The sequence below is a fragment of the uncultured Tenacibaculum sp. genome, assembly GCF_947502995.1.
In the GTDB taxonomy this organism is placed as follows: domain Bacteria; phylum Bacteroidota; class Bacteroidia; order Flavobacteriales; family Flavobacteriaceae; genus Polaribacter.
This window is the reverse complement of the sequence record NZ_CANNBW010000018.1, coordinates 68,428-81,553: the sequence shown is the minus strand read 5'-3', so window position 1 is coordinate 81,553 and position 13,126 is coordinate 68,428. Positions and strand designations below refer to the sequence as shown.

General features: G+C 30.8%; 15 protein-coding genes. 2 read left to right on the top strand and 13 right to left on the bottom strand.

The genetic code is table 11. The annotated features are described in order from the left end of the window. The first annotated feature begins 48 nt into the window (after positions 1 to 48). Both Q1A46_RS15390 and Q1A46_RS15385 read left to right on the top strand, forming a co-directional pair. A complete protein-coding gene (locus tag Q1A46_RS15390) occupies positions 49 to 240 on the top strand; it encodes a hypothetical protein (RefSeq protein WP_299680666.1) in 192 nt (63 codons plus the stop codon). 723 nt (positions 241 to 963) lie between these two features. After that, positions 964 to 1,149: a hypothetical protein gene (locus Q1A46_RS15385; protein WP_299680663.1), complete on the top strand. Its 186-nt coding sequence runs from the start codon at positions 964 to 966 to the stop codon at positions 1,147 to 1,149. A 285-nt stretch (positions 1,150 to 1,434) separates the two neighbouring features. On the opposite strand, the gene Q1A46_RS15380 is transcribed toward Q1A46_RS15385, so the two are convergent. The 13 genes from Q1A46_RS15380 to Q1A46_RS15320 all read right to left on the bottom strand — a co-directional run bounded on the left by Q1A46_RS15380 (position 1,435) and on the right by Q1A46_RS15320 (position 13,104). Beyond that, positions 1,435 to 2,028: a hypothetical protein gene (locus Q1A46_RS15380; RefSeq protein ID WP_299680660.1), complete on the bottom strand. Its 594-nt coding sequence runs from the start codon at positions 2,026 to 2,028 to the stop codon at positions 1,435 to 1,437. A gap of 145 nt (positions 2,029 to 2,173) precedes the next feature. Continuing rightward, on the bottom strand, positions 2,174 to 2,773 hold the full coding sequence (locus Q1A46_RS15375) for a hypothetical protein (protein ID WP_299680657.1): 600 nt from the start codon (positions 2,771 to 2,773) through the stop codon (positions 2,174 to 2,176). Between the two features lie 148 nt (positions 2,774 to 2,921). Continuing rightward, positions 2,922 to 3,434: a hypothetical protein gene (locus tag Q1A46_RS15370; protein ID WP_299680654.1), complete on the bottom strand. Its 513-nt coding sequence runs from the start codon at positions 3,432 to 3,434 to the stop codon at positions 2,922 to 2,924. 3 nt (positions 3,435 to 3,437) lie between these two features. Next, a complete protein-coding gene (locus Q1A46_RS15365; protein WP_299680651.1) occupies positions 3,438 to 4,541 on the bottom strand; it encodes a hypothetical protein in 1,104 nt (367 codons plus the stop codon). A gap of 73 nt (positions 4,542 to 4,614) precedes the next feature. Next, complete coding sequence (locus Q1A46_RS15360; RefSeq protein ID WP_299680648.1) at positions 4,615 to 5,460, bottom strand: hypothetical protein; 846 nt, start codon at positions 5,458 to 5,460, stop codon at positions 4,615 to 4,617. A 195-nt stretch (positions 5,461 to 5,655) separates the two neighbouring features. Then, a complete protein-coding gene (locus Q1A46_RS15355) occupies positions 5,656 to 6,132 on the bottom strand; it encodes a biopolymer transporter ExbD (protein ID WP_299680645.1) in 477 nt (158 codons plus the stop codon). A gap of 147 nt (positions 6,133 to 6,279) precedes the next feature. Further along, on the bottom strand, positions 6,280 to 6,747 hold the full coding sequence (locus tag Q1A46_RS15350; RefSeq protein ID WP_299680642.1) for a hypothetical protein: 468 nt from the start codon (positions 6,745 to 6,747) through the stop codon (positions 6,280 to 6,282). 155 nt (positions 6,748 to 6,902) lie between these two features. Then, positions 6,903 to 7,394 (bottom strand): lipocalin family protein, encoded by a 492-nt coding sequence (locus tag Q1A46_RS15345; RefSeq protein WP_299680639.1) that lies wholly within the window; start codon positions 7,392 to 7,394, stop codon positions 6,903 to 6,905. 148 nt (positions 7,395 to 7,542) lie between these two features. Continuing rightward, positions 7,543 to 9,270 carry a DUF262 domain-containing protein gene (locus tag Q1A46_RS15340; protein ID WP_299680637.1) on the bottom strand — a complete coding sequence of 576 codons (1,728 nt, stop codon included), beginning with the start codon at positions 9,268 to 9,270 and terminating at the stop codon, positions 7,543 to 7,545. Between the two features lie 172 nt (positions 9,271 to 9,442). Further along, the gene (locus Q1A46_RS15335; protein WP_299680635.1) at positions 9,443 to 10,858 is read right to left on the bottom strand and encodes a hypothetical protein; all 1,416 of its coding nucleotides are present in this window, start codon (positions 10,856 to 10,858) and stop codon (positions 9,443 to 9,445) included. 156 nt (positions 10,859 to 11,014) lie between these two features. Then, on the bottom strand, positions 11,015 to 11,410 hold the full coding sequence (locus tag Q1A46_RS15330; RefSeq protein ID WP_299680633.1) for a hypothetical protein: 396 nt from the start codon (positions 11,408 to 11,410) through the stop codon (positions 11,015 to 11,017). 168 nt (positions 11,411 to 11,578) lie between these two features. After that, complete coding sequence (locus Q1A46_RS15325) at positions 11,579 to 12,085, bottom strand: hypothetical protein (RefSeq protein ID WP_299680630.1); 507 nt, start codon at positions 12,083 to 12,085, stop codon at positions 11,579 to 11,581. Positions 12,086 to 12,276: 191 nt separating this feature from the next. Next, complete coding sequence (locus Q1A46_RS15320; RefSeq protein ID WP_299680627.1) at positions 12,277 to 13,104, bottom strand: alpha/beta hydrolase; 828 nt, start codon at positions 13,102 to 13,104, stop codon at positions 12,277 to 12,279. Positions 13,105 to 13,126: the final 22 nt, after the last annotated feature.

Here is a 13,126-nt window from a genome sequence, read left to right as displayed (position 1 = left end):
TTTTAAGACGTTACTATTGTGCTTTAATTAAATAGTTAAAGTAGAATATTGAACGCAGAAGTAGTATATCAAGTGGCTAAAGCTCTTCCAAAAGAAGAGCAAAAGAGGTTATTTGAAATGCTACAAGAAGAGTTCATTATCAAACCTTCTAAAATTGATAAATTAAAATCACCTATATTATCTAAAGAAGAAGCTATAAAATATTTGTTAAAGAATGTTTTTAGCAAAGCTAGTTTATAAATCACTAATATTTTAAACAGAAATTGTATTCTTGTATTTATAAGTTCATGTTCTTTTTATATAAAAGAGTAATTTGAATCGTTGATAATTTTACCCCTCTAGTAGTTGAATGACTCTTTTTTGCGTTTTGCGTTTTCTTTGCGTTTTTTTTGTAAAATGATATTTTTCTAAATCTAAAATATTAATGTATTTGTATTTTAGGTGTTTAAGAGTGTTTGTAAGACTTTTTTGTTTTTTGCGTTTCTATTTTCGCTTTTGCGTAAAGCTTATGTTTGTCAATCTATGTTTTGTGTTTAAAAGTGATTTTTTTACTACATTTGTGTAGTGTTTCATTTGGAGCGGAAGCAATTGGAGCTTCTCATGTACCATTTGAAACATTTTTTTATGTGATATTTTTCTACTTTACTAGGTTTAGTGAAATTTGGACTATACCTTAACAATTAAAAATTTACGTAGTCATTTCTGACGTAACAAATAGTATACTTTAAATCCACTTGTTTTTCAAAATTATTAATTATATTAAAATGGATTGATATGATGCAGAACTTCTAGAATATTGTTCTTCATTAATAGAGTAAAAATAAGAAAAAGAAACCTTATGAATCTTAGCAGAAAGTAGACTAAGTTGGCTAATCCTTGCAAAAGCTTGCAGAAACTGGCGAATCTTGAAATCAATTCTAGAGATATCTTACTATTGCTTTTTAATTAAAGTAAAAAGTAATATTGAATGCCCAAGTAGTATATCAAGTAGCCAAAGCTCTTCCTAAAGAAGAGCAAATAGTGCTATATGAAATGCTACAAAAAGAACTTAGTGTAAATTCACTTCAAACAACAAAAAAGAAACAATCAGTGTTAACACAAGAAGCAGCGATTCAGTATTTGCTTAAAAATGTTTTCAATAAGAAATAAGATAAATAGAAAATACTTGATTCCCAAAACCTTTATTTTTCACCCATTTTATTAAATGTTAAAGGGAATAAAATTTAACGTTTTAGAATAAAAAAAGCAAAAAATAAAAATATTATGAGTAATTTTATTTTCATTGTTAATGTTGTACAACGTATTTGTGTATGGTTTTTTGCGGGAAAAAGACGCGAGTCGTTTTCCGTTGTTGCGGAAAGGTAATTAATAAGATTGAATTTCCAGTGAGGAAATTCAGCCGCAATTAATTATACACCTTGTTGACCACAGTTTTTATTCAATTAATGCTTTTTTTAGCACTTCTTTATTTTTATAATTTCCATTTTCTACGATTCGATAAACTCTCTGTTTAAATATTTCTAATTCTGAATTTGCTCTTTCCAATTCGTTTATAAACTCAGTTTCGTTAAATATCAATTTTGTTTTTATCTCTTCGTCTTTTGGCGAATCATCATAATATTCAGACAATTCAATTTCGTTTCCTTTGTTACGATAAAAAATTGATGGATGACCAATCCAGATTTCTTTCCATTTTCTTGATTTCTCCGTGATAATTTTTTTCCAATTTTGATAGTCATTTAATTCACTACAACATTGGTGTTCAATTATCAGATTGTCTTTTTCAATTCGCAATCCACCATCTAATGGAACAATTTGGTCATAATAATCTTTAGGGTCTATTTCCTCAATATGTGAGTCAATTGTTGCTATTATTAAATCGTCTGTTACTTTGGATAAAATAAGTTCATTATTATACTCGTCAACTTTAATCAACGCATTAATTTCAGTCGCTTTTTTATAAAGTTCTGTGTCATTCCATTCTTCTTGAATTGGCTGTGAATATAATATGTACTCTATTTTTCTCAAATTGTGGGCAACGTTTTGTGTATTGTTATTTGCGCTTTTTGATTGTAAAGTTAATTAAAAGTGATGAACTTTTGGTTTTGTGAGATTTAGTCCGAAGGAATAAATCCGCAAGCAATTAACTATACATTTTGTTGTGCATAGTGTTTTATTCAGCTTTTATTTCATAAGGTTCTTCTGGAAATCCAAATAATATTGCTTTTTGCTCATCTATTTCCTTAATTCCGATTAGCGTTTCTCGTTCGTCATTTTCGAAAATTGATGCGAAATAAGTTCCTTGCAAATTTTCTAATATTAATTTCCGTCCATTTCTTTTCACTCTTTTATTGAGTTCTTGGATTACTGGACTATCCAAAATTTTGTTGAATGTTAATGGTATTTTCTCGTTATTCCAGTGTGCTTTGAATTCGAGCTTTTCAATTTTTTTAGATTCAAGTTCCGTTTTGGTTGGTTCAATTCTTTCATAGTCAGTCGCAAATTCAGTATCCTCTGTTTTAGACTCAGTTTCGCTCAAAATCGTGAGAGTTTTTCCTTTTCTAAATATTCTTATTCGGTTGTCATTTACGAATTCATATTTTGATTCGGAAAGTTTCTCGCTCCATTCAGTTTGGACTTTTGATAATTCATTTTCGCGTTTTAATTCAAGTTCAAAATGGATAATTTGGTCGTTAGTGAATTCAATAAATTCTGGTCGACAATAATCGTCTCCTGTTTTAATCTTTAACCAAGTTCCATTCAGGTCTTTCATTTGTTTTCTGTGGTTTTTGGACATTATGCACAACGGCTTCGTATAACCCGTCAGTTATCGGGCTAAATTAGCCAAAAGATTTTAGTTATTTACTAGCTTAAGCAATTTTGAGTGGATTCGACTACGTTCGAATCCGCCGTAATTGCGGTTATACATTGTAGGCAACAGTATTTTTTAATTCAGTTGGTTTATTATTTATTCGTTTTATCATGTATGTTATTAAAAGTCCAATTGTAAATGTTGTCAGAATGGTACAAACAACAAATGCAATAATTGGTGGAATCATCATTAAAAATCTTTCCTCTGTTATAGTCAGTCCGACAATCAGACAAAAAGTCATCCAGATTATTAAATTCACAACAGCTGAATATTTAAAGGAAGTCAGAATTAATGATTTTCCGTTTTTAATATTCTTGTGCGCTAATTTTCCGCCAATCCATAGAGCAACCAAAAACGCAACTACAAGTCCGATTGTTGAAACTCCATAAGTTCCAAGAATAGCAATTGTTATAAGTCCTTCTCCGAATAAGAAGCTTGGAACAAAAATCGTTGCGAAAACAACAAAAATTCCAATTGGTGCTCCAATCAGATAAGAAGTCAGAATACTTTGCTTTAATTTCTTTTTCATTCGTTTTGCGTTCAGTTTGGATATTGTTGGCAACCGTTATTTTTTTGATTCAAACTGTAATTGTTCTCTAATATAGTCATTCAATTCAGACTTATTTATATCTAGGTATTTTTCAATCGCTTTGTAGTAGTCCTCATCAGTTTTTCCACTTGACATAAATTCTTTGAGTAAACTCCAACTACCTTTTTCTAATATTTTCCTTGCTATTAGTCCACCCAAAACATAATGATAGGAAGTTTCGCCATCCAAGTTAGTTAGCTTGAGCATATTGTTTAGGTCTATTTTAGGATGTTTCTGTAAATAGAGGTTTGTCCGTTTTATATGCCAATCCAAATTTTTTCCACGACTTCCTCCCAATAATGTTGCTACTCCTTCGGAAACCCAAAAATGCTTGTCTGGAAAGTGTTCGTCTATTTGAACGTGGAAAGCTTCGTGCGGATAATATTCTCCCAAACCACCAGAATAAACTTTGTCGTCAGTTGCTTTGCCGCTTGGTTTTAACTGCCCGCCCATACCAATGTAATAATCGAGCCCTTTTAACACTTGAATTTCATCATAATCGTCAGCGAGATAATATTCAAAAGGTTTTGGCTTTACACCAAAATTCTTACAAGTTTCAGTTATAAAACGATTAAGCTTTTGAGCTTTTTGGTAGTCGAACTTATGGGATGTAGGATAAAAGAAGTCCACAACACCTACTGTTGTACAATTCCAAGTTTGTTTATTCACAGTTAAAGCATTGAATAATTTGAATTTTCCGTTTTCCTTTTTCGCGAAATAGTTCGCAATCGCCAAAACGTAAGGGCTACCATCTTCTTTGCAATAAGAAAACTGGGCTTTAATTACACAGATTTCATTTCTGAATTTTATGCTTAAAATGTGAACTGGAAATCCCATATAAAGTGAAGGCTGAAACTCGCTTTCCAAGAAGTCGAAATTCTTATGATTCTGTTGTTCTTCAATATTCCAAAAGGGATTTTTTGTTTTGTCTTGTGGGTTTGATGACAAGTAGTTTTCAAAAAGATTCATTACTTCTTTGGTTTCCGCATTTGTTGAATCAACAACGTGATTATATGTCACTTTTTGTCCAAAAGCACTGATGCTGAAAAAAAGAAAAATTATGATTTGAAGTTGTTTCATTCTAATGGTTGCTAACGTTTAATGTAAAATGCGTTTTAATGCATTTTACATGGTGTTATATCATTTTTATTTTTTAAATATACGGTATCTCAGGAAGAACTATATTGGTATGATCTAAGTCAATCACTCTTGCCGCTTTTAATAAAAATAAATCTCCAACTTTCCAGTCAACTGGTTTTTCCGTTTTATAATTAACATTATCAGCACTGAACAAAGCTGGTTCTCCATAAGAGTTTTTTATTGTGGGGTGGTAAAATATAAAACTACCATAATCAATGAAAGGACAGAATATTTTAGAAGGATCATTAATGTAGTTTGGTATATCACATTTTGCGTTTTTTAGAATTTCCGAATAAGACAAAAAAGTTTTGTTTTTGTGCTTTATATCTCCTAGGTGTAGAGCCCAATTCATTTGTGGGAATTCAATCCAACTATGTCTTTTTACTATTTCTTGAAATGATTTAGGCCAGGAGCTATAATCTTTGTCTGATTTACCTTTTAAAGGTAAGCTAGCTCTAAGTGTTGCTGTATCAAACTCAATATTTAGAATGTTATCCTTAATTGTTACTTCCTTACCTGTATCCATAATAGCATTAAAGACAGGAAGAATTTCGTCAGAAACAACTAAATAACGAAAGTACTTTTTTAATCCAATCACAATGTCCTTACAATCCAAAAGATTCAGCAGTTCAGTACTAATTTCAATGGTAGGTTCATCACTTTTTATATACCCTTTCTGAATATATTTTTCAATTAAATCTAAGAATGCCTTTTCTATCTCTATTTTAGGCTTAGTTCTTCGTTTTTGACCTTTTTCTCCAATCAATCCTTCTTCTATCTCAATAAATTGACCTTTTTTTATTTCTATCCTACAAAAAAGTGAATTTTCTGACGTGTCTAGTTCCAAGTATGTTTTCATGTTTCAATTTTATTAAATTTCGTAGAGCTTGATAGTTAGTCCATAATTTGATATAACGTTTTGTGTATTGTTATTTGCGATTTTTGTTTGTAAAGTTAATTAAAAGGGATGAATTTTTGGTTTTTGCGAGATTTAGTCCGAAGGAATAAATCCGTAAGCAATTAATAATACATTTTGTTAGGCAAAGTATTATTGTCAATCAATTATTTCTTGAGGATATACCTCTTTAATTTCAAGTAATTGCTTGTCTGAAAGGTTATCTAAATTTGTCTTAAACTTTCTGTTAGCAAGTAGTTCTCTCAAATATTTTATTTCTCTAAGCATTGCGTTTTCTACTTCTATGTAAAAACCAAAACTTGTAGCTTTACTTGATGTAAAAATAATAACTGATTTTGATTTGTACTTAGATTCATAATTTCGAATATCTTTCTTTAACTCATCAATACTTACTTTTTTGTTGTTTACAAAGATTTGATTTTCAGAGTCAATGTGAACTTTGATAGCACTACCTAGATCATGCCTTTTTTTCTCTTTTTTTATTTTTGTTAATCTTTTTGGTATTCCCCGATTGTCAACATTATTGAGTGCATTGTTTTCATTTTTAATTTTTTGTGCTTGGGATGAAATGATTGTAAATCCCAAAGTCAAAAGTATAATAATAGTCTTTTTCATATTTTGCCTAACGTATTTGTGTATGATTTTTTGCGGGAAAAGGACGCGAGTCGTTTTCCGTTGTTGCGGAAAGATAATTAATAAGATTGAATTTTCGGTGAGGAAATTCAGCCGCAATTAATTATACACTTTGTTAGCAATAGTTTATCAGTGGTAATAGTCCCAAGACTGCATTGTTATAAATTCATCTTTTAACATAACAATACAAACTCCATGTTCCTCATCCCAGCTACATTCACCTTTGAACATAATAAATGAGGAATCATTTTTATGATTATCAGAAATTATTATATTCTCAATTGATATAGCTTTTTCAAAATCACAGGTATCTGTAATTTTAGGCAAGAACTCTATGTGTTTTTCAAATCTCTTTAAGTAAATGGAATTATATGAGTTTACTGCTCCAATGATTAAAGAATTAAAGATCTTTTCTTCATTTTCTAAGAGAAATTTATAAGCATTTAATTGTTCTTTGCTGGGTTTATCTCCAAAACCAAAAAAATCAATACATATAAAGTCGTTTACCGGTCGATTGTCTTTTTTAAATTGATTGAGTGATTTTAAGGTTACCAATGAATAATATTGATCTTCTTCTTCTGAGTATTCTATTTTCATATTCTTTTTCTAATTATTGCTAACGTATTTGTGTATGATTTTTTTGCGGGAAAAGGACGCGAGTCGTTTTCCGATGTTGCGGAAAGATAATTAATAAGATTGAATTTCCGGTGAGGAAATTCAATCTTATTAATTATACACGATGTTGCCCACAGTTATTTTATCCGTTTCCAAATCGTATAATGTTTTTCAGTCCCAAATTCAATTCGATTATCAGAGACTGATTTTAAATCCAATCCAAGCGGTTTGAAATAATAAAATCCGTCCTTTTTTTTTATCATTAATTTCCGTTTTAAATGCAAATCAACTGCTTCTTTTCGGTTTTTCGCTATTTCTTTGGATAAACGTCGCTCAATAATCAGTTTGTCATTTTCAATTCGGTATGTTCCAATATTCGTATGATCTGAGTTATAGTAAAATTCAAATTCACCGTTTTCTTTAAAAGTCCTGTCGGAATAACCAGTTCCATTTTCAGTTTCTATTGGGTCAATAGCAACATTTACAAATTCAGATTTTTCTTTGTCGGTTCTTAAATCACATTCTTTTTCAAAACGCCAGGTTCCAATTATCAATTCAGATTGATTTTTTTGAGCAACTATAATCCCAATTTGAAAAGTCAATATTATTGTCAGTAGGATTTTTTTCATAATTGTGGGCAACGGTCTCGTGTATGAGTAGTATCGGATTTTTACTCACAAACCTTTCGGTTTTGCACTGACCTTTGTTTTATGTTTATACTTTCGTTTTATCACTTAAACCGCTATTACTTATACACATTGTTGCCACTAGTTATTTTTAATTCAGTAGTGTTTTCAATTTGTTCATTAGTATTTCCTTTCTCTTTTCGTGATATTCACTAAAGTTTTCTAATGTCAAGTCCACATTTGGAATTATGTGTAAATTCAAAAATTGTTCTCTGTTATTTTCATTAGTTTCTTTGTCAACCCAGTCTTTTAAGTTTAAGTCGTTTTTTGACATATTTTCATTTGCATCAAGCATCTGCAAATTATAGATAGAGTTAAAAGTTCTCCATCCATATTTCTCTTTATTATCTTCACTTAAACTTCCGAAAGTTGAAGCTGGGTGAATGTGGTCTTTATGGAAATTGTTGTTTTTATAATCTAAATTCGGATACAATAGCGAAAGAATTGAAAAAGAATATTGATTGTCAATCTGCGTAAATAATATTTCTTCAATAAATTCATCTCCAACGCTCGTGTCTTTTCTTATGTGGTTGAAAATTGTGTCAATCGGGAAGTTTGAAATTACAGCTTTAATTTTAGTTTCCGAAATGTTGTCTGTAAATGCTCTACGCATTTGTGAAAGCACATTGTCTGAAGTTCCACCGAAAAGTCTTTTTATAAGCACAATATGTAACCATTTCTTAATACTCTCTCGATCTTGTTTAAACTCAATTTTATTTGAAAAGTCTCTGTAAATTCCTTTATGATACAAATAGTAAATTATAGGAATCACAGCATTTTTTGAGGTTAAAGTAAAGTCTGTAAACCCAAATGATTTTATCAAGTCAAAGGTTGATAGAATTGCATCTCTAATTTGTTCCCATTCTGTTTCAAATTCCTTTGCGTTTTCTTTTGAGAAGTTGGTTACTCTAAATTTAATGTCTTTACTATGCAAATACAAAAATGACTTTAGCACCAAGTCTTTTGAAATTGAATACCCCTTATCTCGAACAGTATCAACTAATTTGTGAATTTCCTTTCTTGCGTCTTTCTGTGTCCAATTGGCAACAGCAATAGACATTAATAGGTCAGAAAAGTTTAGTGGTTCGCCACCACTATTTATTCTTATGAAAATGTTTAAAGCCTTGTCAAGACTTTGTTCTTTCTCAAGGAAGTAGTTTATAATGGACTTTTCTACAATTGTTCGCCTTAATTGTCTTATGGCTTTTCGTGAAAAGCTATTTTCAAATTCTTCAACGAAGTTGTCAAATGTTTCGTCATCCGAATAGTTTAAGATTGCTCCAACTTTGAACCAATTTTTATCTTCGGTTTCGTAAACTTCACGTTCTTGGGTTAAATCTTTTTTAAGAAAGCTGAATTCGTAAATTCTACCATCTTCTTCTTCGGTCAACTCGTTAGAAATATTGAGGTATAAATGTCTTGTCGGAATGCTCCATTCGGTATCTTCCCATTTTCTTCTGTATTCTTTGTAGCCAAAGCTCCCTTTTAAGCCTAAATACAAAGAAGTCAGTCTTTGTTGTCCGTCCAAAACTGCGCTAAATGAGTTAATTCCATTTGTCGAAATTTCTTCATTGTGAGTTTTGTATCTGTCTCGATATTCATTTATGAATTTGTAAAATCTATAATTTTTTGAGGTACTTTCTTCTACGTTCCAAAATAGAAATGAGCTTATTGGATAGTTTCTCATAATTGAGTCAAAAAGCCATTCGATTTTCGAGTGTGTCCAGATAAATTCTCTTTGGATAGCTGGAAGTAAAAATTTATTTGATTCTATTCTTTCAATAGCATCAGAAATCGTTATTGGTGTTTGAAATGACATATTCTATTTCTGCGTTTTGTTTTAATTGGTGGCAACGGTTTCGGCTATGATTTCGTTGCGGAAAAATCCGCAGGATTCTTTCCGCCGTAGCCGAAAGATAGGAAATTTGCGTTGAATTCCGATAAGGAATACAACCGCAATGAATTATAGCCATTGTTGTAACCAGTGCTTTTTATTTTATTGATATCAATATACTTAATTTACCTGAACCTTTATTTGTCTCAATTTTTAAAGTAAAAGTTTCAAAGTCCCATATTCGTCCATACCATTTATTGGATTGAATCAAATCCTTTTCTTTTTCCCATTCAAATCTTTCTTTAAAATATTTATCCGCTCCAAAAATTTCAACCGCATTATTAACAACTAATTCGTATTCTCTTATAAATGTGAAGTTTGAATAATTATTGGTTTTTCGATAAAAATAAAGGTAGCTTTTACCATCCTCAAGGATTTTATCAATTCTATTAAAGAATCCCAAATAATTATGAACAGGCTTAATTGTATTTGTCTCTCTATTTATATCAATAGATTTATAAGAATCTACAATCAATCCATTTTTCAAATCATTCACTAAAAGTTCGGAAAAAGTATTTTGGTCTTTTTCTTCCTTTTCGACAATAAAGTCAAAAGATTGGATGAATTCATCAGCGTGAATAACTTTAGTGTCAATTCCAAGTAACTTATAAAGTGCTCTGGTTTTTTTCAAAAAACCATTATCGTCTGAAACAACACAATCGCAGTAAGCTCCATAATAACTATGAATCCCATCATTTAGCATATTATTGAATCTAACACTTTTAGATGGTTCTTTACTTATACCTAAAAGATCAAGAGTAAAGTATGCGTTTGTAAAAAAGTCATATTTTGATATTTCCTTGTCTCCATTTGGATTTAAATTACTATTCACATATTCTATAAACGTCTTTTGAAGATGAGAATCTTTCAAGTCTTCATTGAAATCTATCTCGTCATAGTCAATAGTAAACTTTCCATTGTTAATATGCTTGTCTGTAACGTTTCTCAATCCCTTATACACAGATTTATCCTCCTGCATATTTTTAAGCATTCCCATAAAGTGTTCACTCCATTGCAATATACTCATTGGTTCTCTGCCAAAAGGAAGAAAGTTTTTTAATGGGTCAGTTATTGACGAGTCCAAGTTTTCCATTTCTGGAAAGTTGAAATCTAACTTTGTTTCGGTTAAGAGAGTTTTTGCATTTTCAAACTTTTCTTGGTCTTCTGGATTTAGGTCGCTCGTGTCAAAATCAAAGATGCTTGAGAAATCAATATCATCTGTTTCTTTTTCAACATCTGCAAATGCTTCTAAAGGTCTTGCTAAATAGCAAGAGGTTTTCTTTTCAATTGCGTGGTATGATAGGTAATTATCATTCACAATTGAATCCATAAATTCTAATTCGGAATATTTAATATTTGTTTTATCGTTTTTTAAATCTCGAAGATGTGCGTGAGAGTAACAGAACAAACTTGCCTTTTGTTTCCTGATTTGATTCAATAGTTTGACATATTGAGCTTTTTCCTGTTTGAACAGGTGACTGAAGATTTGTTTGTCAAAATATATTCTTACCATTCATTTTTTCGGCATTGGTTACAACGTTTTGTGTATTGTTATTTGCGATTTTTTGTTTGTAAAGTTAATTAAAAGAGATGAACTTTTGGTTTTGCGAGATTTGTCCGAAGGATAAATCTGCAAGCAATTAACTATACATTTTGTTGTGTGTTCGTTTTATTTATTCAATATTTTATTTCTATAAGTTATCCATTTTTGAATGTCATTTTTCGAATTTTCAACGTCAAAGAAATTAGGGTTTGATCCATCTGCTGCTTTTAAGCTAAGTTTCGAAAGGATATTGGCTATACACGGAATTACCATTTCATTTCCTCTAATATGCATAGTGAATCCATATAATTTTTCCTTGTCTCCCATATTAAATTCAATCGAAAATTGATCATTTTCAAGTTTACCCCACGAAGAGTCTGAGAAGTCTATAGTAGGTTCAACTTCTCTCATCTTATTTATTATTTCAGATCTTTTACCAATAGGTTTAGGAGTGAAATCATCTGGTATCTCATCTAACGAATTCACATTCCCCCAGTCTTGAATAAATAAGTCCCAACTCATATTTTTATTCAGTTTAATGACACACAACGGTCTCGTATAACCGTCAGTTACGGGATTAAAGTTAATGATTTTCGGTTAAGCACTGACCTTAGCAATTCCGAGTGGATTCGGACGAAGTCGAATCCGCCGTAATTGCGGTTATACATTGTTGTACGCTGGCTTTTTTTGTCAGTTATCATATTCCGCCATTTCAATTTCTTCGTCGCTTGGTAACCAACCATTATTTATTTTTTCAACCAATTCAGTCAGATGTTTTTTTACTTTTCGAGTTGTAAAGTCAACGCATACAATTTTATCAATTTCCTTTTCTCCATCAAATGCACAAAACCCTGAAAACCAAAATCCTTCACTAAAATTTTGGTGCATAGTTGTCATAGGCGATAGTTCATAGTCGTATTCCTTTCCAGTTTTTTCCTCAAATTGAACTCCACGCCAACCAATTTCCTCGTCAAAGTATTGTTCAGTCAATCCTGCAAGTTCTCCTGCGCTACAAGTATAAGTCACGTTTTTATCTAATATTCGAGCAGTACTTTCGTGAAGTATTTCTCTGTTTTCCTTGTCCGCAATGGTAAAAACAACCCATTTTTCAGTCGGAAGAAAATCCAACCAATTCGAGTTGTCTTTTGTCGAAATGTAGAATACATCTCTGTTATTTATTTTTCCTATGCGTTCCATTTTTCAGCTTGCGTACAACGTTTAATATATGTGTCGTAGCAGGGAAAAATGTTACCCTGTTTTTGGTTTTTTCTGTGCATTGATTGCTAACTTTAACATTCTGCAAGCATTGCACCTTTATAAATATACAACAACCATTGGATTGATCACTTTGCTGCTATGATCACATATATGTTGTTGTACGATCGTTTTTATTTTCCTAAAAGTATTTTTAATTCCTTTCGAAATTGAGGATTGTTAGAAATATTGTCATGCCCTTCACCTTCTAGAAGTATTAATTTATCTTTTGGTTTAAAAAGATTTTGGAGTTGTAAAGAGTAACTGTGTGGGTTAGTCTTATCGTTAGTACCGTGAAAAATTAAAACAGGCATTTTACATTTTTGAATAAATTGATTATTGTTAAAGCTGTATTTGCTTAACATATTTAAAGGAAAAAGCTTACTTAATAACTTCACCCTTTTAGATATAGCTTCATTTAAATTATAAAAAGGAGCTTTCATTATTAATAGCTTTGGACTGTTCGTAGAGGCTAATTTAGCTGCCATTGCAGCTCCAAGAGAATATCCCACAAGAATGATGTCTTCTTCGGCATAAGTCTTTTTTAGTTCATCATACAACATTTGATTATCTGCATATAATTGATTCTCACTTGTTATATTTCCTCCACTTTTTCCAAAACCTCTATAATCTATCATAAAAACATCATAACCTAGTTGTGTGTATATATCTGATCCCTTTTCAAGAGAAGCTAGTGATTCTCCGGAACCATGAAGATAAAATATTAGACCTTTTGGATTGTCTACTTTAAATAAGAGACTGTTTAAAGTTACACCATCTGTTGTTCTAAAATTTAATTCTTCAAAACTTCTGTTCGAATGAAACTTATGATCTACAGAAAGTTTAGTTGGGGTAAAAAAATGTTTTTCTTGAGTAAAATAGAATCCAGCACAATTAATTAAATACAAGGCTATAAAGGAAAAAGAGATGATTTTAAAAATCTTTATTTTTTTTCTTTTCAATGGTTTGTTTTTTAATGACGTA